The sequence below is a fragment of the Shewanella maritima genome (genome assembly GCF_004295345.1).
In the GTDB taxonomy this organism is placed as follows: domain Bacteria; phylum Pseudomonadota; class Gammaproteobacteria; order Enterobacterales; family Shewanellaceae; genus Shewanella; species Shewanella maritima.
Genome location: NZ_CP036200.1, coordinates 3,910,773 through 3,932,725, shown reverse-complemented (window position 1 = coordinate 3,932,725; position 21,953 = coordinate 3,910,773). Strand labels below are relative to the sequence as shown.

At 43.9% G+C, this 21,953-nt stretch carries 15 protein-coding genes, 7 tRNA genes and 1 pseudogene; 6 read left to right on the top strand and 17 right to left on the bottom strand.

Features of this window, described 5'->3' with window-relative positions; translation table 11 throughout:
* Window positions 1-402 precede the first annotated feature (402 nt).
* Window positions 403-1,893 carry an aminotransferase-like domain-containing protein gene (locus EXU30_RS16675; RefSeq protein WP_130601911.1) on the top strand — a complete coding sequence of 497 codons (1,491 nt, stop codon included), beginning with the start codon at window positions 403-405 and terminating at the stop codon, window positions 1,891-1,893.
* Between the two features lie 284 nt (window positions 1,894-2,177).
* On the opposite strand, the gene EXU30_RS16670 is transcribed toward EXU30_RS16675, so the two are convergent.
* The 9 genes from EXU30_RS16670 to EXU30_RS16630 form a co-directional block, all read right to left on the bottom strand.
* Window positions 2,178-2,263, bottom strand: a tRNA-Leu gene (locus EXU30_RS16670).
* Between the two features lie 48 nt (window positions 2,264-2,311).
* A tRNA-Cys gene (locus EXU30_RS16665) sits at window positions 2,312-2,385 on the bottom strand.
* 2 nt (window positions 2,386-2,387) lie between these two features.
* Window positions 2,388-2,463 (bottom strand) — tRNA-Gly (locus tag EXU30_RS16660).
* 157 nt (window positions 2,464-2,620) lie between these two features.
* Complete coding sequence (pgsA, locus tag EXU30_RS16655; protein ID WP_130601909.1) at window positions 2,621-3,169, bottom strand: CDP-diacylglycerol--glycerol-3-phosphate 3-phosphatidyltransferase; 549 nt, start codon at window positions 3,167-3,169, stop codon at window positions 2,621-2,623.
* Window positions 3,170-3,213: 44 nt separating this feature from the next.
* The gene (uvrC, locus tag EXU30_RS16650) at window positions 3,214-5,046 is read right to left on the bottom strand and encodes an excinuclease ABC subunit UvrC (protein WP_130601907.1); all 1,833 of its coding nucleotides are present in this window, start codon (window positions 5,044-5,046) and stop codon (window positions 3,214-3,216) included.
* Between the two features lie 51 nt (window positions 5,047-5,097).
* Window positions 5,098-5,742 (bottom strand): UvrY/SirA/GacA family response regulator transcription factor, encoded by a 645-nt coding sequence (gene uvrY, locus EXU30_RS16645; protein ID WP_130601905.1) that lies wholly within the window; start codon window positions 5,740-5,742, stop codon window positions 5,098-5,100.
* Between the two features lie 221 nt (window positions 5,743-5,963).
* Window positions 5,964-6,386, bottom strand: a complete 423-nt coding sequence (locus tag EXU30_RS16640; protein WP_130601903.1) for a secondary thiamine-phosphate synthase enzyme YjbQ — start codon at window positions 6,384-6,386, stop codon at window positions 5,964-5,966.
* Between the two features lie 229 nt (window positions 6,387-6,615).
* Entirely contained in the window at window positions 6,616-7,854 is a 1,239-nt protein-coding gene (locus EXU30_RS16635; RefSeq protein WP_130601901.1) for an HlyD family secretion protein, read from the bottom strand.
* A gap of 381 nt (window positions 7,855-8,235) precedes the next feature.
* Window positions 8,236-8,326 (bottom strand) — tRNA-Ser (locus EXU30_RS16630).
* Window positions 8,327-8,871: 545 nt separating this feature from the next.
* On the opposite strand from EXU30_RS16630, the gene EXU30_RS16620 reads away from it, so the two are divergent.
* Window positions 8,872-10,617, top strand: a complete 1,746-nt coding sequence (locus EXU30_RS16620) for a Lon-insertion domain-containing protein (RefSeq protein ID WP_130601899.1) — start codon at window positions 8,872-8,874, stop codon at window positions 10,615-10,617.
* A gap of 94 nt (window positions 10,618-10,711) precedes the next feature.
* Entirely contained in the window at window positions 10,712-11,227 is a 516-nt protein-coding gene (gene fabA, locus EXU30_RS16615) for a 3-hydroxyacyl-[acyl-carrier-protein] dehydratase FabA (protein ID WP_130601897.1), read from the top strand.
* 131 nt (window positions 11,228-11,358) lie between these two features.
* Here the strand turns inward: fabA and rmf are convergent, their stop codons facing one another.
* From rmf to rlmKL, 5 genes and pseudogenes are all read right to left on the bottom strand, one after another.
* Complete coding sequence (gene rmf / locus EXU30_RS16610) at window positions 11,359-11,535, bottom strand: ribosome modulation factor (protein WP_130601895.1); 177 nt, start codon at window positions 11,533-11,535, stop codon at window positions 11,359-11,361.
* A gap of 744 nt (window positions 11,536-12,279) precedes the next feature.
* Window positions 12,280-14,199 (bottom strand): DUF3466 family protein, encoded by a 1,920-nt coding sequence (locus EXU30_RS16605; protein WP_130601893.1) that lies wholly within the window; start codon window positions 14,197-14,199, stop codon window positions 12,280-12,282.
* 24 nt (window positions 14,200-14,223) lie between these two features.
* Window positions 14,224-16,142 (bottom strand): annotated as a pseudogene (locus tag EXU30_RS16600) (ABC transporter ATP-binding protein).
* On the bottom strand, window positions 16,139-16,387 hold the full coding sequence (locus tag EXU30_RS16595) for a glutaredoxin family protein (RefSeq protein ID WP_130601891.1): 249 nt from the start codon (window positions 16,385-16,387) through the stop codon (window positions 16,139-16,141). The pseudogene EXU30_RS16600 and the gene EXU30_RS16595 overlap by 4 nt, the downstream one beginning before the upstream one ends.
* 118 nt (window positions 16,388-16,505) lie before the next feature.
* Window positions 16,506-18,641, bottom strand: a complete 2,136-nt coding sequence (gene rlmKL, locus EXU30_RS16590; protein ID WP_130601889.1) for a bifunctional 23S rRNA (guanine(2069)-N(7))-methyltransferase RlmK/23S rRNA (guanine(2445)-N(2))-methyltransferase RlmL — start codon at window positions 18,639-18,641, stop codon at window positions 16,506-16,508.
* A 302-nt stretch (window positions 18,642-18,943) separates the two neighbouring features.
* On the opposite strand from rlmKL, the gene EXU30_RS16585 reads away from it, so the two are divergent.
* The 3 genes from EXU30_RS16585 to EXU30_RS16575 all read left to right on the top strand — a co-directional run bounded on the left by EXU30_RS16585 (window position 18,944) and on the right by EXU30_RS16575 (window position 19,274).
* A tRNA-Met gene (locus EXU30_RS16585) sits at window positions 18,944-19,020 on the top strand.
* Window positions 19,021-19,081: 61 nt separating this feature from the next.
* A tRNA-Met gene (locus EXU30_RS16580) sits at window positions 19,082-19,158 on the top strand.
* Window positions 19,159-19,197: 39 nt separating this feature from the next.
* Window positions 19,198-19,274, top strand: a tRNA-Met gene (locus tag EXU30_RS16575).
* Window positions 19,275-19,727: 453 nt separating this feature from the next.
* Here the strand turns inward: EXU30_RS16575 and EXU30_RS16570 are convergent.
* The 3 genes from EXU30_RS16570 to EXU30_RS16560 form a co-directional block, all read right to left on the bottom strand.
* A complete protein-coding gene (locus tag EXU30_RS16570) occupies window positions 19,728-20,252 on the bottom strand; it encodes an RNA methyltransferase (RefSeq protein ID WP_130601887.1) in 525 nt (174 codons plus the stop codon).
* Window positions 20,253-20,347: 95 nt separating this feature from the next.
* Window positions 20,348-20,623 (bottom strand): YfcL family protein, encoded by a 276-nt coding sequence (locus EXU30_RS16565; RefSeq protein ID WP_130601885.1) that lies wholly within the window; start codon window positions 20,621-20,623, stop codon window positions 20,348-20,350.
* Between the two features lie 3 nt (window positions 20,624-20,626).
* Entirely contained in the window at window positions 20,627-21,868 is a 1,242-nt protein-coding gene (locus EXU30_RS16560) for an ATP-NAD kinase family protein (RefSeq protein WP_130601883.1), read from the bottom strand.
* Between the last annotated feature and the right edge of the window lie 85 nt (window positions 21,869-21,953).

Sequence of the window (21,953 nt, the reverse complement as noted above, 5' to 3'; positions counted from 1 at the left end):
TCGTTTAAAAGCACTTTACTCTTTGTTTCGAGCGAATTTGTTTAGATGACTAGACGTCATCGCTCGCGTCGCGATTAAAGTGCTTTTAATTCGAACAAATTCTAATCAGCAAAGATCAACAGGCCCTAGGCATTAGTTAGCTACTCTCGACCACGCTCAGCAACTATATACAACTTAACTCCACCAGCTTGTAAGCTAAAAGTAAGCAGTTACTATCTGCATCTAGCAAGTTCTTGAGCTAGTTCTTGAGCTAAATCACGTGCTACCTCATCTTTTCCTGTTATTAACTTTTTTGTTTATTGATGTCACCGGCCAGCATTCATCTACAACTCAGCATAATTGACAGCTTAAAAACAAAACAGATACAGTTTCAACAAAAATAAACCAATACAGATTAATGCCATGACAAGTTTTAAGTACCGCAAACTAGTTCAAACTATTTGCGAGCAGATCGATTCAGGAGCGCTGCACGACAAACTCCCCTCAGTAAGACAAGCAGCAAAGCAATACCAGCTAGGAGTTTCAACCGTGGTTCAGGCGTATCAAGAATTAGAGCGCTTAGGCAATGTCATCGCCAAGCCCAAGCAAGGGTATTTTGTCGCTAAAGTGGCGTCAAAGCCGCTTATCGACCATGGTCAGTCGATTAACCGAGTAAAGGCAGGCCAGGCACTTGATATGGCGGTACAATACTCACTCAATGACCCTAATCTACTACCACTTTCGTGCACTGCGCCCAGCTCGGTACTGGACAACGAATTACTTTTAAATAAATTGCACCGCAAAGCGCTAGCAACGCGCCCCTATAAAATGCTGATGGATGATCCAGTAGAGGGCTTACCAGCCCTTAGAGCAAACCTAGCGAAACACTTGTCGTTTGCATCGCACCATTTACAGCCAAGCCAAATGCTATCTAATCAAACACTACCAAGGCATAAGCAAAGTGGACTATCCAGTAACGATATTTTGATCACCCATGGCAGAAAAGATAGTTTACTGGTTGCCTTAATGTCGACAAATGCACTTAGCCAGCCAATAGCAGTAGAATCGCCCATTTCATACTATTTGCAAGCGACACTCAAAGCAGTCAATGCAGAAGTAATAGAAGTGCCAATGCAAGCCAAATATCAAGATGAAATTGCCCTGCTAAGTGCTGTGCACGACAAGCAGGCTTTTAACGTTTATCTGGTAAATCCTAACTTTGCCGACCCCAATGGCCGTGTGCTTAGCACACAGGATAAGCTAGCGCTACTAGCTTGGGCAAAAGCGCGACAGGTGACTTTAATAGAGTACGACAGAGGTGAGTTATATTTTGGTAGCCAGAGACCGATATCATTGGCATTACTAGCGAAATCTTACCCAAGCTACAAGGTGATAAGCATAGGGGATTTTTATGACACCTTAAGCCCAAGTTTCAGCCTAGGTTACCTCGTCGCCATCAACGTTTTTCAGGAATGCCAGTTAACCAAACAAACCATCTGTGAAGAGCCAAGTATCGCTTTGCAGCAGATGCTCAATACTTTGTTTGACAACAAGCTGTACCATAAACATTGCGATAGGCTACGCGCGCAAATGCAGGTCAACCTTAACCGCAGCCTCGACATCTTATCCCCAACCCTCAACCGCCTCGCACCAAATGGTCTGCAGTGCAGCGAAATAACTGGTGGGCCATGCCTATGGTTTAAATTACCCGAGCATATCTCAAGTAAGACTTTATGGGACAGAGCCATAGCAAACGGCATATCCATAGCCCCCGGAGCAATGTTTTCATTTGATGAACGCTATGACAATTATTTCAGAATTACCTTTGCCCTGCCTTGGGATGAGCAAATGCAACAAGGCATAGAGACACTGGGACAACTATTAATCGAATTGATTGATAGCGATAATGGTTAGTCACTGCACGTACTATTTTGAAAACATGTGAGGGCTTGTTGATCTCAGAGCAATCAGGCTAAATCCCAAAAAAGCCCCAACTTTCGTTGAGGCTTTGTTACACCACTCTTAACAGAGTTAATCAAGGTACCCGAGGCCAGACTACTCTTTATAAACCAAAGTAGTACGACTTCTTTTTCATCTTTTCAACAAGAGCGCGAGGGGTTTTAAATCTCAGAGCTTTACTACCGGTCTAGACGCAAAAAAGCCTCAACTTTCGTTGAGGCTTTTTTACACCATAATAATGGTACCCGAGGCCAGACTTGAACTGGCACGCTTATTCAGCGAGGGATTTTAAATCCCTTGTGTCTACCGATTCCACCACTCGGGCAAAGTGTTGTTTTAACCGATGTAAATACATCCATTAAACACAATATTGTGGAGGCGCGACCCGGAGTCGAACCGAGATCGACGGATTTGCAATCCGCAGCATAGCCATTCTGCCATCGCGCCTTTGGAGCGACATATCGGGTTCGAACCGATGACCTAAACCTTGGCAAGGTTTCGCTCTACCAACTGAGCTAATGTCGCATATTGTAAACTTGGTTAAAGCAGCAACCTAATCAGTTATCGGCTAGTCCGTTGTCTACGAGGGAGCATTCTACCGATTTAACCTTTGCTGTCAAATGCTGATTTGGTGTTATTTAACTGTTTGCACAGTTATTAAACTTATTGGCGTTTTTGCGCGCTATTCTCTGGTTAAATCTTTCCAAGCTGCGGCAATGTAAGCAAACATAGACCAACAAGTTAAGATTGCGGCAAAATAAAATAGACCAAAGGCGACATTAGTTAACAGCTCATTTGGTTTCCAAATTAAGCCAATAATCGCCACCATTTGCGCAGCGGTTTTATACTTACCAATCCATGACACAGCGACTACACCACGCTTGCCAATCTCAGCCATCCACTCGCGTAATGCAGAAATCACAATCTCGCGACCAATCATAAATAATGCCGCAATGGTAATAAACAAGTTATCGTATTGCTGCACTAGCAACACCAACGCCGTTGACACCATAACTTTATCCGCAACGGGATCGAGAAATGCACCAAATCGAGTTGATTGATTCAGCTTTCTCGCTGCGTAACCATCAAGCGCATCGGTTACCGCAGCCAACCAAAATACAAATGCAGCAGCAAATGCCGACCAACTATGCGGCATATAGAAAAGAACCACGAATACTGGCAACAGCAGCAGTCGAAAGAAAGTTAGAGCAATGGGGATATTGAACGGCATTAGTAAAACCAATTGTATATAAGCTGCGCCATCTTGCCTTAATTTTACCCTGCCCGCAATGCGTCATGGATTGTTTGTGCCATTTCTAGGCTAATACCTGGCACTTTTGCCAATTCAGCCACACTGGCGCCTTTAACCTCTTGTAAACCACCTAAATGTTGCAGCAATGCTTTACGACGTTTTGGTCCAACTCCGGCAATGGATTCTAAGGTTGAGGTGTTACGTGTCTTTTGACGTTTATTTCGATGGCCGGTAATCGCAAACCGGTGAGACTCATCCCGAATATGCACCATCAAATGAAATGCTGGCGAGTCATTTGGCAGCTCAAACGATTGTTCCGTGCCACCAATTAAAAAGGTTTCTAGCCCCATCTTGCGTCCCTCACCTTTGGTTACACCAATGAGTAATGGCGGCTTATCCAAATTTTGACATTTATCGTCAACCACTTTTTGGGCAATTCTGAGTTGGCCAATACCACCATCAATAAACAAGATATCAGGTACCTTGCCAGAGTTATCGATTTTATCGAAGCGCCTAGATATGGCTTGCTGCATAGCGGCGTAGTCATCACCTGCTGTGATACCACTAATGTTATAGCGACGATAATCTGCTTTATGCGGCCCTTCACGATTAAATACCACACATGAAGCAACCGTGCTTTCACCCATGGTATGAGAAATATCGAAACACTCCATACGACCAATGGGCGTTGACAACTCCAACGCTTCTTCCAGCAGAGCAAAGCGCTGCTCGACCGTATTTTTATGTGACAGTCGAGTCACAACCGCGTTGTGCGCGTTAGTTTCAGCAAGCGCTAAAAACTTAGCTCTATCGCCTCTTACTTGAGTTTTAATGGCAAACTTTTTCTCTAGTGCGGCCTCAATAGATTCTTGCAGTGACTTAAGTTCAGCAAATTGATGATTAATGATCACTTCTTTAGGCACTGTGCGCTGAATATCAGCGTTTAAATAAAACTGACTGATAAACGCACTTAATACTTCATCAAGCTCAGTCTCTGCTGGTACGCTCGGATAGTAACTGCGTGAACCAAAGATTTTGCCTTCACGCACAAACATTAAATGAAAACATGCAATACCCGACGCATAATGCACGCCAATCACATCCATATTACCGCTTTGGTTTGACACTTCTTGCTGCTCAGCAACCCTTCTTAACGCGGCAATTTGGTCTCGATAACGAGCTGCAGCTTCATATTGCATATCAATGGCCGCCTGCTCCATTTTAGCAACCAAAGTACTGATGACTTGTTTGTCCTTACCTTTTAAAAACAAGGTGGCAAGCTTAACCTGCGCTTGATATTCCTCATCAGACACAATGCCAACACAAGGCGCACTGCATCTATCTAACTGATACTGCAAACATGGACGCGAGCGAGATTTATAATACACGTCCTGACATTGGCGGATGGGAAACAGCTTTTGCATCAGGTGCAAACTTTCACGCACCGCGCCACCATTAGGGTAAGGTCCAAAATACTGGCCTTTTTCGCGACGTGCGCCACGGTGATAGGCTAGCCGAGGGTGTTTGTGACCGCTTAGCAAGATGTAAGGATAGGATTTATCATCACGCAGCAATACATTGTATTTAGGCATGTATTGCTTGATGTAGTCGTTCTCTAACAGCAGAGCGTCAGTTTCACTGTGAGTGACTGTGACATCGATATTGGCAATGTTTGATACTAGCGCCTGCGTTTTAACATTAGGCAGATTAGCGCGGAAATAGGAGCTTAAACGCTTTTTAAGATCTTTCGCTTTACCAACATAGATCACCTGCTGCGCGTTATCATACATACGATAAACGCCAGGGGCGGAAGTGACAGTTTTTAAGAAGGCTTTAGGGCTAAAACTATTAGGCATGGTGACACCGTTTGGCCGCAGCAAGTTAGGCGCTGCAGCCTAAAACGAAACTTAGAATGAGCTGGTGTCGAGCATTTTATAACGAATTGCTAAACGAGTTAACTCGACGTCGCCACTGATATCAAGCTTGGCAAACAAGCGATAGCGGTAACTGTTTACTGTCTTCGGGCTTAGATTGAGCTTCTCAGAAATATCATTGACTTTTTCGCCGCTGGTGATCATCAACATAATCTGCAGTTCACGCTCCGACAAACTGGTAAATGGGTTTTCATCAGTATGACTAAACTGGCTCAGTGCCATTTGCTGGGCAATTTCTGGTGAAAGGTAACGCTGACCACGAGATACCTGAGTAATCGCACGTAACACTTCAGGAGAGGTTGAGCCCTTCGTAAGGTAACCTGAAGCTCCTGCTTGCATCACCTTAGTTGGAAATGGGTCTTCTGTTTGTACTGTGAGTACGATGATTTTTGCTTCTGGCTGATAACGCAAGATTTTACGGGTAGCTTCAAGGCCGCCCATTCCCGGCATATTCATATCCATTAAAATCACGTCAGCCTCATTCTGGCGCGACCACTGCACGGCGGTTTCGCCATCAGGCGCCTCACCTACCACTTTTATGCCGCGTTCATCTTCAAGAATGCGCTTAATACCGGTTCTAACCAGTTCGTGATCATCAACCAAATATACAGAAATCAACTTCATCCACCTATGTAATATGCGGTAAATGCCTTCTACCGAGGCTTATCACACTAGCTATTGTGGGAATTAACCATTAACTAGCTAACTGAATCTAACATTAATCAGAAGAACGCTACAATAACCGACTGCAACAATTCTCAACATCATTATCTCTAATTGCTGCATAATCAAACAATTATGCTTAATAACAACCCTGAATCATCAATTGCCGTTAATCGCTAAACTTCGCCATTCAGTGTAATCACTAACTGCCGTGAGCCACCATGATTACGATGCTCACATAAATAAATGCCTTGCCAAGTACCTAGGTTTAACTGTCCTTGGGTGATAGGAATACTATGACTCACGCCGATAATAGTGGATTTAATATGCGCGGGCATATCGTCACTACCTTCATAGGTGTGGCGATAGTAAGGTGCATCTTCTGGTACAAAGTGATTAAAGTGGCTTTCGAAATCCTGACGCACTGTAGGATCAGCGTTCTCATTTAGCGTCAATGATGCCGATGTATGTTTGAGCAGTAAATGCAATAAACCCATTTTCACATTCGCAAGCTCAGGGATTGCACTTAATATTTCATCATCAATTAAATGAAATCCCCTTTTTCTCGGCTTCAAACTAATTGTCTTTTGTAACCACATATCCTTTCCTTTCTACAGATGACAACGTAAGGCGTATCTCATCACTAATTTGCACCATAGCATAAGTGCTATGGGCTTAAATACGTATGGCTTTGAAACACAAAAAACCGAGCGCCGCTGCACTCGGTTTAGTTAGACTCACATCTGTGATGAATAAACTGTGATATGTAAAGCTAACGAATATACGAGGCTAAACTGCGAAGCTTAAACCACAGCTCACCAAGGGTGTTCATGATCCCTGGCTCTGGGTATATACAATGACATCGACCTGCCCGCCAACTTTAAGCACATCTTCAGCGACATTCGGTGCAACCTTAACCATAACCGGGAAATACTGAGGCTCAGCCAACCAGCTTGATTCGAGCTTGGTGTTGTTGGGTGCTTCTACACCTACATGAACGCCATAATCGACATAAGCGACTTCACCATCAAAGACTTCACCAGGTGCAAAATCGAGCGCAAACTGTACTTTGTCACCACTATTGATATTGCCTAGATGATTCTCTTTAAAGCTTACTTCCACCCATACAGCATCTGATGCCAGAAAATGACTGATTTTGTCGCCAGTAGCAACGTAAGCGCCGTTTTGAATATTTAGCTGAGTAACATAGCCATCTGCTGGTGCGGTGATCTGCGTACGCTCAAGATTCAACTGAGCTTGCTCAAGGTTTATCATCGCAGACTTAACATTATTGTTGCTGCCACCTTCGTCAGTAAATTTTTGCTTGGCGGCCAAAAATCGCTCGGTTGCAGCAGCAAGGTTTGACTCAGCCACACTGAACTCTTGCTTGATATCAGCACTTTGTGCCTCTGGAATCTCACCATTTGCCACTTTATCCAAGGTAGTATTTAGCTCTGCTCTGGCTTGCTCGAATACAACTTGCGCTTGCTTAACATCGTTTTGAGCAACACGTAACGCCTTTGAAAGCTCGCCAATGTTTTTACCAGCAACAGTTACTTGTTCCTCAGCCTGGCGCAATGCCAGCTCGAAATCAGTTGAGTTTAACCTTGCTAGTACATCACCCTGGCTCACCTTCTGATTTGGGCTAACTAAAACTTCAGTAACCTCACCTGCGACTTGCGGCGAGATAGCGACAACTTCACCTTTAACTTGGCCCAACTCAGAGATGGGCACTGTACGTTGACCAACAACATTTAGGCAAACGGCGCCAAGGGCAACTATCGCAGCACTTGTAGCCCAGCGTTTATAATTTAAAGAAGAACGGGTTTCGCTACCACCTTGGTTACTCGAAGTACTAGCTTGATTGAGTGTCGACTCGTTAGGATTGGTGCCATCTGAGCTTAAATTTGTTGACGTATCCACCGCATGAAGATGAATATCAGCCACTTTAGCGTTATCTTTTTTAGACTCTTTGAGATCTGCCGTATCACTGCTTTTAATATCAGGGCTATTGGTATCGGGGTTAGTCACTTTAGGGTCAGCTGCTTTATTATTGTCATTATTCATTGACTACTCATTCCTTAGAGTCAGTTTCAGTAAAATGTGTCCACATATAACTTCAATTTGAAAAGGCGATGTACACATATTCACCACCATCAAAACCTCAAACTTAACATTCTACTAACATTAACAAATAAGTCTACTTGTCGATAAACCTAAACCAAAACTGAGCTTTAGCGATTAACCGTACAAAAATGAGTGTTGGTATCTGCAACAAAGCCCTAGCCGTTTACACAACACGCAATATAAAAATGAGAAAATGAAAACGTAGTAAACAAAGTTGTGATTAACGAATGGGCTAGACTCACAGATTCGAGTAAATTGGAATAGATTGACCCATAAAGCAAAAATCCCGCTTAACTTTCGTTAAGCGGGATTCTCTAAATATGGCGGAGAGATAGGGATTTGAACCCTAGAGGGGCTACAAACCCCTGCCGGTTTTCAAGACCGGTGCATTCGACCACTCTGCCATCTCTCCGAACGCCGCGAATAATATGACAAGCTAACGGGCGTGTAAAGGGCTAATTAAAAAAAACTGTTCAACTGTGTATTTTACAACCAAAATTAACATTACACGCTGCACTATCGTCTTACATTACTCGTTGTGCCTTGCTCGTTTCTCTAAGCTCATTAGTGATACTTTGGTAACAACGAGTGAAACTAAAGCTAAACAAACCAAGCTTGCAGTAATTAGACAAGGGCCTGTTCATCTTTCAAGATTATTTTTGCAGCGGCTTGTTGGAAATTTATACAAGGCAACGACTTTGATGTGTGGTTGTTCCACATGATAAGTCGTTAACACAGTAGAAATGACAACAAGCGCTGCCTGAAAGGTTCGTTTAAAAGCACTTTTCTCTGCGTTGCGAGCCACTTGTTTAGTCGGCTAAACGGCATAGCTCGCATCTTGATTAAAGTGCTTTTAATTCGAACAAACTCTAATCAGCAAAGATCAACAGGCCCTAGCTGTTTATGCTAAAATCCACTGCAATATCGAATACATAGCATTCAATTAGACCGAAATATATGACACAGACTAAGTTAGCTAGTGCAACGCTTGCCCCGCAATACCATATTCCAAGCCAGTTACCCGCAATAAGCTACCCAAGCCATTTGCTTGTCGGACAAGAGAAATTAGTCGACAGTTTCAACCTAGCTAGTGGCATCGAAGCGCAGCAACTATATATTGCAGACTACACAGGGATTGACCGCATCGCCTTGTTTGATGCCTTAACCCTGCAAGCAAACACACCTAGCGACACATATTTAGTTGCAGTTAAACGCACTGATAACACCGTTGCATTTGAGTGGCAGCAGCAATTGCCTAACGATAAAGTCGGCACTATAGCGTCACAAACTAAAAGTCATATCTACCTCAATGGCCGCATCACGCGCCAACAACTACTGGGTAAGGTGGTTAATAAAGGTAGTGGCAGTCAATACTTGCCTGGAGCGCTAGCACAGCATCACTATGTCTATATCTGCGCAGAGTCTTTGTATAAACGAGAAGGTATGTGGGAGCTCGTGATGCAAATTCTTGATAACCGCAAGTATCGAGTCAACAGAGAACTTGCAGAGATCCCACTTAATAGCAAAATTGTTCTGGTTGGCTCAGGTTTGTTGTTCAGCCATATGCGCCAAGAAGACAGCGTATTTGCCGAGCATTTTCCAATTTTAGCGGAAATGAGTCATGAGCTGGATCTGACCAAATATAAAGAATCTCAATATATACAATGGCTACAACAACTCGCTAAAAAACACCACGTTGAGCTAGATCAATCAGCTATTTTACCGCTGTTTTGGTACAGCGCTAAGTTAGTCGAACATCAACAGCGACTCAGCCTAAACATGTTGGCCATGTCACACCTTATGGCTCAGGCGCAATATTTCGCGACCAGTAATAACAGCTCGATGCCCACTAAAGTTGGTGCAACCGCGATTGCAACCGCGATTAACAAACAAATTGCCCGCCACAACACTTCTGAAGAGTTTTCCGCTCAAAGCTTTGACGACAAGTTCATAAATCTCGCCACCGACGGTGAACTCATAGGTCAGGTTAATGGTTTAACCGTTATCGATACTGGAGACTATAGCTATGGCGAGCCTGCGCGCATTACCACTAGTGTGCACTACGGCGACGGTGAAGTGGCTGATATTGAGCGAAAGTCTGAGCTTGGCGGTAACATTCACGCCAAAGGCATGATGATCCTTTCTGCATGCTTATATCGTATCTTTGGGCGAGACGCGCCTTTGCACCTTAACGCCAACATTGTTTTTGAACAGTCTTATCAGGAGATTGATGGTGACAGTGCTTCACTAGCTGAATATTGCTGCCTAATGTCTGCCATTGCCGAAAAGCCCATTAAGCAGTCCATTGGCGTCACAGGTGCATTAGATCAATTTGGCAATGTTCAGGCTATTGGTGGCATTAACGAGAAAATTGAAGGCTTTTTCAACATTTGTCGCAGACGAGGGCTAACGGGTACTCAAGGCGTCATTATGCCTTCTGCAAACGTACTGCAATTAAACCTTAATCCAGAGGTGATAAAAGCAGTCAACGATGGTCTATTTGCAATCTATGCCATCGACCATATGGACGACGCAATAGAGCTATTGATGCAAATACCAGCTGGCGAGCCAGATGACAACAATACGTTTGCACCAGACTCACTCTACGGTTTAGTTCAGCAGCGCCTTGACCGCCTCGCAGGACACGAAGAAGTTGAAGAGTTGTCGCTTTTAGGGCGCATATTACAAAAATTTAATCGATAATCGGCATGAGAATATAGTGATCGGAGTTGTTTAGCTTACACGTGTTCGCTATCTTGTTGCCATCAAAATTCACACTAGAGTGGTATCAAGTTAAATGGAACGAGCAAACAGCTTTACAAAAGAAGAACTAATAGCCTGTGGTCATGGCGACTTATTTGGCCCAAACAGCCCTCGCCTGCCAATTGATAACATGCTAATGATCGACCGTATTACGACTATCAATGCTGATGGTGGTGAATTTGGTAAAGGCGAGATTGTAGCTGAGCTTGATATCAACCCGGATCTTTGGTTCTTCCAATGCCACTTTGCGGGCGACCCAGTAATGCCTGGCTGTTTAGGTCTCGATGCGATGTGGCAACTTGTTGGCTTTTACCTAGGCTGGGAAGGCGCTGAAGGTAAAGGTCGTGCATTAGGGGTTGGTGAAGTGAAGTTCACCGGACAAGTGTTACCCGAGGCAAAAAAGGTGACCTACAAGCTTACATTGAAACGTAAAATTCACCGTAAGCTGGTTATGGGTATTGCCGATGCTGTAATGGAAGTGGATGGCCGTGAAATTTACAGTGCGACAGATCTAAAAGTTGGTATTTTTACAGATACTTCAACGTTCTAAACCAAAGTGTTTTATATGCAGTTCTAGGCGGTAAGTTTGCCGTGTTAATTATCGTGCTTTTCTAGACGTTTTCTTTTCAATGCCCTCCCCTTTGCAAGTGAGAGGGCATTTTGTTATAAGTTAAATCAAAACTATTTGTTAAATAAACCCGATAAGCGACCGTCTACGCCCTCTCGCCAACCACCAAGCCATTGTGACCGTGAATCTAAGTTGGCATAAGGACAATTCTCTTTAGAGCGCCCTCCAATCCCTGCTTGAAATCCTTTTGAAAAAGCTCTATCTAAACGATCTCTTTTTTGTCTTTTCATGCAAAACGTCCTCTTAAAGTTGTCCATGAAATATCAGTCTCTCAAGCAACATCAGGACTCGATATAAACAAGGGTGACCCACTAATATCGACGTTAACGCTAGCATTGCACTAATCGCTTTTTTCGCTGCTCATTTACTGTATTTCGACACTATGAATAGATCGTTTTTTCGCCAAGATCAATCGAAAAAAACGATCAGTTTAACGATCATTTATTAAACTATTGAGAAGCCTTTCAAAAAATATTTTTACTATTTTCACTGGATTTTTCGTGGGATTGAGCTAGGCAGCCTGAACAACTTGGTAAATACACATTCAAATTTAATCAAACTTAATCAAACTTAATCAAACTTAATCAAACTTAATCAAACTTAATCAAACTTAATCAAACTTAATCAAACTCAATCAAACCTAACCAAATCTAATCAAACTCAATCGAGGTATATCTAGGTTAATCGAGCTAGGTTTTCATTAAGTCGTATTCTTTTCCGGCCAAGACAGCCATCGAGGCAAGGCACCCTCCTGAATAACCGTCATATGCTGACCAAGAAGACTGTTACCAAAAATCTAATAAAGGTAACGATAGTATGCCGATGATCGTCTGAGCTTTAAGTCACCACTCAATTTTATACTCATCCACAACTTACATACTTTTAATGGTCTTTCTCACATCATATTTCACACGCCACAAACAAAAGCGCCGTAGTATTTACCACGGCGCTTTAATCTATTTATGCTTGAAATGTTACTTGAAGAAACGTCTTCTCAGTAACACTAAAGGTAATGCTAACAGCCATACTAAGCTAGCAGCACCTTTTCGCTCATATGGCTTGTCTTCGTTATCATCTACCACTGTACAAGCTTCAGCGCCACTTGCAGGCTTTAACACAACCATACGTGGAATGTTAGTCGTTAACGGGTTACCGTTACCATCTAGCGCGAAGTATGGGCGGTTGTTCTCACCAATAATTAGATTACCTTCATCATCATATTGATACTCAGGCTTACGAACAAACGCGGTACCAACAATGGTGCCATCTTCAGCGACACTGTTAGCTTCAACAAGGTAAAAGCTAGATTCATAAGTTAATTGTTTACCATCACCATCGGTAATCGTAACCTTATGACGTTCCCAGTTATTGTCATCGTTACGCTTATAGCCTTTTGACTCACAGGTAAGCTGGTTATTTAAGTTAACAAAGTCACCATCGTTGTGGTTATACAAGAAAGCAGCCTTAGCACGTGGCTTATCTTTCTCGTAAGTCACTTCAATGTTACCAACGACCATACCGGCATTGTTAATGTCTTTTGGATACGAACTGAGCTCAGATAGGCCATTAGCAAAGTCGTTTGGTGTCGTCACCTCTGTATCACCAGAGTTAATGTCGTAAATAAAGAACTTATTACGCTGATACCCTTGTATATAACGCTGGTAGTAACCCACCATCAAACCATCGTCATTAATATCGTAAGCAAGGCCGAAATACTGATCATTGTTTAAAGGTGCACGATGATGCTCATACACACCCTCATCATTTTTCACCCAATAAGCAGGATCTTGATACAAGGTATCGCTGCCGGTGCGGTAGGTGTGGGAGCGACCAACAACAACACCGTTATTGTTAACACCTAGCCCTTGTGCCACGTACGTTGCGGTCGAGTTTTCTTCAGGCTCCAAGCCTAACGGAAGCTCGGTAAAGGTAGGCGAGCCGTTGGCGTCAAGTGTCGCTAAGTCCCATACACCAGCTCGAATCTGGTATTGAATATAGATAATGCTATTCGAGTTAGGATATTGGTTATTTTGAATACAAGCTTCAACTGGTACAGGTGAATCAGTTTCTGCAGAGCTTGCCGCTTGCGTAACACAGTTATTAATGGTCGACTTACTGGTCTCTGCAATATCAGTAGATACATAACCTGCAGCTAAATTGTTATTACTCACAGCGGCAAGTAGTGAGTAACCACCTAGCTCAACATCTTGCTCTGGCAATTCGTCCGTCGCTTCAAACGTATAAGTCGTATAAGGCGGAATGAGATCATGCTCAGTACCGGCAACTACAGCTACACCACGTTGCTCAAAATCGCGGTAGTACCAAAACTCTTGCTCTTCATCAGTCCCTTCATATGGCAAAGTTTTTTCTACACCAGAGCGAGAACCAACTTTGGTATCATTGTTATTTAAGCCATACAAATAGGTATCAATCGAATTAACGACCAATTCACCTTCATCATCACGCTCAGATGGCGGTGTTGTACCTGCAATACTAAAAAATGTAGGCGTCCAAGCGTCGACAGGATCGTTTTCTTGAGCAGTAAAAGTAAAGTTATTAGCTTGTATAGGGCTTAACACAGAATAGGTAAGCGTTTCTTCAGGCTGTAAACCATCTTCAGGGTTAATGATACCGCTGTTAATATCATCATCGGTCAACAGCTTTTTACCCTTAGAAATACCAATAAGCTCATTATCAGCATTCAGCCCCATACCATAACCGTTACGGGTATTTTCAAGCGTACCATTCAAGTCGACTTCAACTAGGCCTGTCTCGTCGTTAAGTACTTCAGTGATATTTTGGATTTCGTACACTGGAGCCGCGTGAGCAGAGCTAAGCGAGGCCAACACACCCGCAGCCACTAACGATAAGGCTTTGTCCAACTTTAACTTCATTTAGTTAATTCCTGTTATTGTTATTTACTGCTTAAGCGACTCGAGTTCTTCCCAGCGCTCAAAACAGGTCTCTAATTCTTGTTCTTTATTAGCAAGTGACGTCAAAGTGTCATTTACTGCTTGTTGATCTTGGTTATAAAAATCAGCACTGCTAACGGCTTGTTGCATTAACTCGAGTTCTTGCTCGAGCTGTTCCATCTTTGCAGGTAGCGCTTCTAACTCACGCTGCAATTTGTAAGAGAGTTTTTTAACAGTCTTTTCAGCTTGCTTTGCTACCTTGGGCTTAACTGCCTCTGGCTTTTCGACAACAGGATCAGCTTCAGGTTCCTCAGAATAGAATTTTGCTCCTTGAGAAACCGCGTCCTGATAGCCACCAACAAATTCGCTCCAGTGACCATTACCTGCAAACCACCAGCTACTTGTGACCGTGTTATCAATAAACTCACGGTCATGGCTCACAATCAGCAAAGTACCTTGGTACTCAGTTAATAGCGACTCCAGCAGCTCAAGTGTTTCAATATCGAGATCGTTGGTTGGCTCATCGAGAATAATTAAGTTTGCCGGGCGCAATAATAAGCGCGCTAATAGCAGGCGGTTTTTCTCTCCACCAGACAAGGCTTTTACCGGCGTTCTGGCTCGCATCGGCGAGAATAAAAAGTCCTGCAAGTAACCTAAAATATGACGGTCTTGACCGTTTACAGTAACCGTACTCTTGCCTTCACCAACGTTCTCTTCGACCGTCTTTTCTGGGTCAAGGGCTTCACGATACTGATCAAAATAAGCAACTTCAAGCTTGGTACCGACTTTAATTTCACCTGACTGAGGCTCAAGCTGCTCAATCAAGAGTTTGATTAGCGTTGACTTACCACAACCGTTAGGACCAATCAGTGCAATGCGGTCGCCGCGCATAACAGAAGTCGTAAAGTTTTTTACCAAAGATTTTTCAGGAATTGAGTAGTTAATATCTTTCACATCAAACACTAACTTACCTGAACGCTCAGTATCGCCCACAGACATTTTTGCGTTACCTTGACGCTCAAGACGAGCTTTACGCTCAACCCTTAATGCCTTAAGTGCCCTTACCCGCCCTCATTACGGGTGCGGCGAGCTTTAATGCCTTGACGGATCCAAGCTTCTTCTTCAGCCAACTTTTTATCAAAATGGGCATTTTGCTCAGCCTCGACTCGCAGCCACTCAGCTTTACCTTCAAGATAAGCTTTGTAGCTGCCGGGCCAAGAGGTCACCACGCCGCGATCTAAATCAACGATGCGCGTTGCCATGCGTTGAATAAAACCGCGGTCATGGCTAACAAACACAATCGCACCTTTGTAGCTCAGTAAAAACTGCTCTAGCCATTCAATGGTGTCGATATCTAAGTGGTTAGTTGGCTCATCGAGCAATAACAAATCAGGCTCGCTCACCAAAGCGCGAGCAAGTGCGACCTTGCGTTGCCAACCGCCAGAGAGTTCTGACAAAGATTTGTCTGGGTCGAGGCCTAAACGTTTACTGTTTTGATTAATGCGGGTATCAAGCTGCCAACCATTGTTGTGATCAAGAGTTTCTTGCAGCTGCTGCATTTGCTTAAGCATTTTATCCATCTGCTCAGGCGCAGCATCCGCCACAGCAACAGATAACTCGTGATAACGCTCAAGCATCTCGCCGATTTCTTGCAAGCCACCTGCAATAAACGAATACACAGTGCCTTGCTCGGCTTTAGGTGGGTCTTGCTGCAAACGACTAACTGCAATGTCGTTAGCAATATTGAACTCGCCATCATCAAGCTTAATGTCACCGGCAAGCACTTTCATTAAACTAGATTTACCCGCTCCGTTACGGCCGACAATACAGACTCGCTCACCCTCTTCAATGGTGAAATCGGCATTTTGCAGCAGTGGAGTATAACCATAGGCCAGCGAGCCATTATTAATTCGAACTAGACTCAAACTGAGCTCCCTATAAATTGTTGTAACTGCTCAAGGTCAAAAGGCCAATTTAGATCGCGTTGGCCATCACTAAATACTGGGATACTTGTGCCATATTTATCGGCTAAAGTTTGCTGGTCACAAATATCAATAAGCTGATACGAAACCTGTGCACCTTCAAGTAGTGCTTGCTCTATAAGTGCTTGAGCAAGCTCGCACAAGTGGCAGCCATCGGTGTGATAAAGGCGAAACCTGTTGTTATTCATTGACCTTGTCTTGTTATTATTTTGCGTTGTGTTTTCTAGGCTAGCGCGTTGACTATCTTGCTCAAGCGGCTAGCCACTAGTGTTTAAGTTATTTCTGTTCAAGCTACTTCTATTCAAACTACTTTGCGTGAGTCAAACGCCACACATTATGGATCTGTGGGTTACGCTTAAAGTCTTGCGGCAAACACTGACTATCGATGTTCTTTACGTCAATACCAATGGCATTCAAGCCATCAATATCCATCTTAAATTTACGCTTGTTGTTAGAGAAAATAACCTCACCATTTGGCGCCATCAGTTTGACCAAGTCAGTCAGCATGGCCAAGTGGTCACGTTGTACGTCCCAACTGTCTTCCATACGTTTAGAGTTTGAAAAGGTTGGCGGGTCGATAAAGATCAAATCAAACGCTTGGTGATCATTATCTTTAATCCATTGCAGGCAATCGGCTTGCACAAATTGGAACTTTCGATCGTTTAATCCATTGAGTGCAAAATTCTCTTTTGCCCAGTTCAGGTAAGTATTAGACATATCGACCGTAGTGATTGACGATGCGCCGCCCAACGCTGCATGCACTGACGCTGAGCCTGTATACGAGAACAAGTTAAGTACGCGCTTGCCCTGAGACTTCTCACCGACTAATTTACGGGTGACACGGTGGTCGAGGAACAAACCTGTATCAAGGTAACCGGTCAAATTAAGCTTAAAGCGCGCATTGTATTCTTGGGTGATCACCTCAAGCTTTTGTGAGTCTAGCTTTTCATACTGATTCGTACCCTTTTGGCGCTCACGGGTTTTCAACGTGATATTGTCAGGGTTAATACCCAAGGCATGTGGTAGCGCTAAAAGCACATCACTAATACGCCTCTTTGTTACCGCTTCTGGAATAGATGACGGCGCAGCATATTCCTGGATCACGACATAATCGACATACTTATCGATAGCGACATTGTATTCAGGCAGGTCGGCGTCATAAATTCTGAAGCTATCAATATTCTCGCGCTTAGCCCACTTAGTCAGCTGCTTCATGTTCTTTTTAATGCGATTGGCGAATGCTGGGGCGATATCTGCCACATCGACACCTTCGGGTAACTCTGGCGCACTGCGACGGGTGCTTTTCGCATGTAAAGTATAAAGGTTAAAGGCACATTCTAACGCACCATTAAACATCTTCATTTGCTTGTCAGCTTTTAGCTTTAGCGAAGAAAGTAACTCAATATCGCTACAAAGCATGGCAACCTTCCAGCCACCAAACTCCTTCTTAAACTTGTCGCCAAGCTGATAGTAAAGCTGCAGTAGCTCTGAGATATTACCTAAACGCTCACCGTAAGGAGGGTTAGAGATTAAAAAGCCCTCGGCAGCTGGCGGAGCCACATTCAGCGCGTTCGCAACATTAAACTCAATAAGGTCGGCCACACCTGCATTTTGCGCATTGCGTTTAGCCAGCGCAACTAAGCGAGAGTCGATGTCTGAGCCGTAGAACTTAACTTCGCAGCGAGTTTTACCTAACGATGCGCGTGCTTTTGCCTCTTCAACCACCTCTTGCCACACAGCTTTGTTGTGGCTGCGCCAGTGCTCAAAACCGAAACGTTGACGCTGCAAACCAGGAGCAATATCTGCGGCAATCAGTGCCGCTTCAATCAATACCGTACCACTACCACAAAATGGGTCTAACAAGGTAGTTGGCTCATTTTGCCAACCACAGCGCGCGAGCATGTTGGCAGCTAAATTTTCTTTAAGCGGCGCTTCACCAGTAGTTGAACGGTAACCACGTTGGTGCAGCGCTGAGCCTGAGAAGTTGATAGCAATGGTAATTTGGCCATTACGGTAGTGTGAATCGATACGAATATCGGGATTGACTCGCGACACATCTGGGCGCGACTCACCATCATCACGGAAACGGTCTACAATGGCGTCTTTAATTTTAAGCGCGCCAAACTGAGTGTTATTGATGAAGCCACCCGTGCCGTGGAAATCAATACTAAATGTGCTGCGATTAGAGAAGTGCGACGGCCAGTCAATACAATATGCAGCGTTATACAATTGCTCAGGCGAGTCACATGGGCCTTTGTAGATAACCAATACAATACGGCTAGCGAGGCGAGTCCACATGGTAATGCGGTATGCCAGCTCTAGCGGAGCCGAAAAGTACACCCCTGCCACACTCTCCTTGACTTGTTCTGCTCCAAATCCTTTAAGCTCATTAGCCAGACTGTATTCAAACCCTTTTGGGGCTGCAGCAAAAAAATTAAACATGTATCTATCAATCGCCTTCTCAAAATTCAGTCGGACATTATACCTGCTAGGCGACTTATACCCAATGACTTATCTGCTTTGATTAGGGTAAAAGCCTATCTATTTGCAGAAACGACAATAACTCGCTGACAAATCAATCAAGTTGGATAAATAATCGCAAAACCGTACATTTTCACAGCAAACGGTGACACTTTTATGATTTATCGCTTGCAAAGGTTCTGAGGTATCGTTATAGTTCGCCCCGCTTTGAAGGACAGCACATATCGACTAGAGAGTGTGAACTTTGAAGACAACAATACGGACGCGGGATGGAGCAGCTTGGTAGCTCGTCGGGCTCATAACCCGAAGGTCGTCGGTTCAAATCCGGCTCCCGCAACCAATTTTTTGGTATGTTCGTAGCATTCTTGCCTAAATAGAATTAAAACAATTTAGCATCCGGACGCGGGATGGAGCAGCTTGGTAGCTCGTCGGGCTCATAACCCGAAGGTCGTCGGTTCAAATCCGGCTCCCGCAACCAATTCTTTCTAAATAGAATCAAAACAGTTTAGCATTCGGACGCGGGATGGAGCAGCTTGGTAGCTCGTCGGGCTCATAACCCGAAGGTCGTCGGTTCAAATCCGGCTCCCGCAACCAATTCCCCTTCTTAGATTTACCTATTATTTTTTAAATAAAAATCCCAGGCTTAAATATCAAACGTACTTTAGCTGTTATGTGATGAATCACCTTGGTAGCTCGTCGGGCTCAGCTCTTATAAACACCGGGCGAAGGTCGTCGGTTCAAATCCGGCTCCCACAACCAATTTTCCCTCTTAGATTTACCTATTATTTTCTAATTAAAATCCCAGGCTTAAATATCAAACGTACTTTAACTGTTATGTGATGAATCACCTTGGTAGCTCGTCGGGCTCAGCTCTTATAAACACCGGGCGAAGGTCGTCGGTTCAAATCCACCTCTAACTCCCTCTTAGTTTTAATAAACACTATAGCTGTCACATAAAACCCAATGCTATTTGATATGTCAGCTAAGTATCTTCTTACGGGAAAACCTTATAAACACCTTCATTTGGGTTAAGACATTTCCCCAAGACTACTTAAGCCAGTGCTTTACTCTTGTGCGATTATTAGTATCTCGGCTTTGTTTAATCAGCTCATCATCAGCGGTCACTGAAGATTTAGCTAAGCGATCATAAAGCAGCACATTGGCACTTGCGGCAAGATTCATGCAACCAACAGTTGGCACATAAACCACTTCGTCTGCTGCATCGATTATTTGCTGAGGAATGGTGCCATCTTCTGGGCCGAAGATATAAAAGGCATTTTCAGGGTGAGTGAACTCAGGTAGTGGCGTGGCGCCAACAACAAGATCAACGCAAACAATCTTTGCTTGTTCAGGCACAGATTCAAGTAATTCTTCAACGCGAGTGAGTGGGATCTTAGCCGCAACATTTTGAGTGTCAACTTCAAACTGACGTTCTGCCCGTTTGGCATAATCATAACGATTACCGGTATAAAACACCTGAGATGCTTGATAACAACCACAAGCGCGCATCACGCCATTTACGTTAGTTGGTGTTTTTGGGTTGATCAGTCCAATTGAGACCTGATTTTTCATCGCACTATGCCCTGTAAAGTAACAAACCCCAATGAGTTTTTAAGCGACTCATTAGGGTTTGATAAAATTTAAACGTTAAATGCCGAAATTAATTTTTAAATTGCAGCGACAATACGCTCTCGTAATTGCTGCCAAGCGTTGTCAATCAGCGCGTAATCGGATTGATTAAGCTCATCATCAGCAAGCGCCAAACAATCAACCATCTTTGCATCTAATGCAGCTAGGTCTTGTTGCTCCTGCGCTTCTAATTCCGACAACACAACAGCAATGTGTCCTTGCAGGTAGCCACTGGCAAATAAAGCATCATCATCACCATGGGCAACAGCCTCTTCAATCCAGCTTTCTACTGTTGCATCAATTTTTTCTAACATGCTTTACTCCGCTTTACTTAATTCTTCGCTTGGTAGAGGTGCAGCTACATCTGCATCCACAAGATCTGGGTTGGCTACTGGATACATAACATAATCTCGATACCCAGTAATGACCTTAAAGTAGCCAGTTAAGGCTTTATCTAATTCAGGGTCGCCACTATCCACAATTAGTGGCCGACCTTCAAGGGCTTTTAACTTAGTTTTTGTGGCAACCAATAAAATATTGTCTTTTCCTAACTGTTTAATCAATGCAGGAGACAATTGCTGGTTACCGCGGCCTAATATGTGCCCTTGGCCACCAATTAAGGTGATCACCAATTTACAAGCATTGTTAGCTGCTAGCTCGAGTAGCGCTTTGGCATCTAAATCTTGACCCACTAGTTGCTCGTGTTGCACGGCATCAACGCCAAGTAATGTGTTCTCTAACCCAAGCTCTTCCATGACGGCTTCGACAGTGCTGCCCGAGCCCATAATGAATAGCTCGTCATCCATTTGCTCAATGACTTCTGCTGCAATATCAGCAAGCACTAGCTCATCACTTTCTTTGCCACCCATTTTGACAGCTTGTACGTATCTTGGCTCAGCAGGTACCTGCATTTCCCCATAGCGCTTAGCTTTCACCACGCCTAGCCTGAATAAGGTTTCATCTATATCCATGACATCAGCAGACATTAAGCTGACTAGCTCACCTTCAAGTAGCATTTTAACTACCGTGCCTGCTGCATTTGGAGTGATGCCGTATACACCAGAGTGAATTTTCACACCAGCGGGTACACCTAAAACTGGCAGCTTGTCATCAACAACGGCATAGATATCGCGCGCGGTGCCATCACCTCCAGCAAACAGCAATAAATCGAGGGTTTCAGACAGCATCGCAGTCGCGGCATTTTTAGTATCTTGTGCGTGAGTCTCTTGGGCATTAGTCTCTTGGAGGGGACTCGAAGCGATACTAACTCTTGAGTTATTCTCGACGTTTTCATCAGCGCCGCAGCGATAAACAACTTCAGTGTTAAAACCCATTTGCCGACAAAGCGTTTCGCCCATATCACCGCTACAAGTCTTAATCGTAATGTATTGCTTAAAAGGCAATATCACGCTCAGTGCTTGCTGCATTCTTAACTGCGCTTTAGGCTCAGCGCCTTTAGCAATAGCTTTGGCAGCAACGCCATCCGAGCCCTTTAACGCTACGCTCCCACCTAACCCAGCAAGTGGATTAATGATTAAACCAAGTCGAAATTGCTTCACTTATATTCCTTGAACTTGAATTCCTTGAACTTAAATTCATTTAGAGTGTTTCTGATTTCCAGCCTATCAAAGCATGCTAAATACC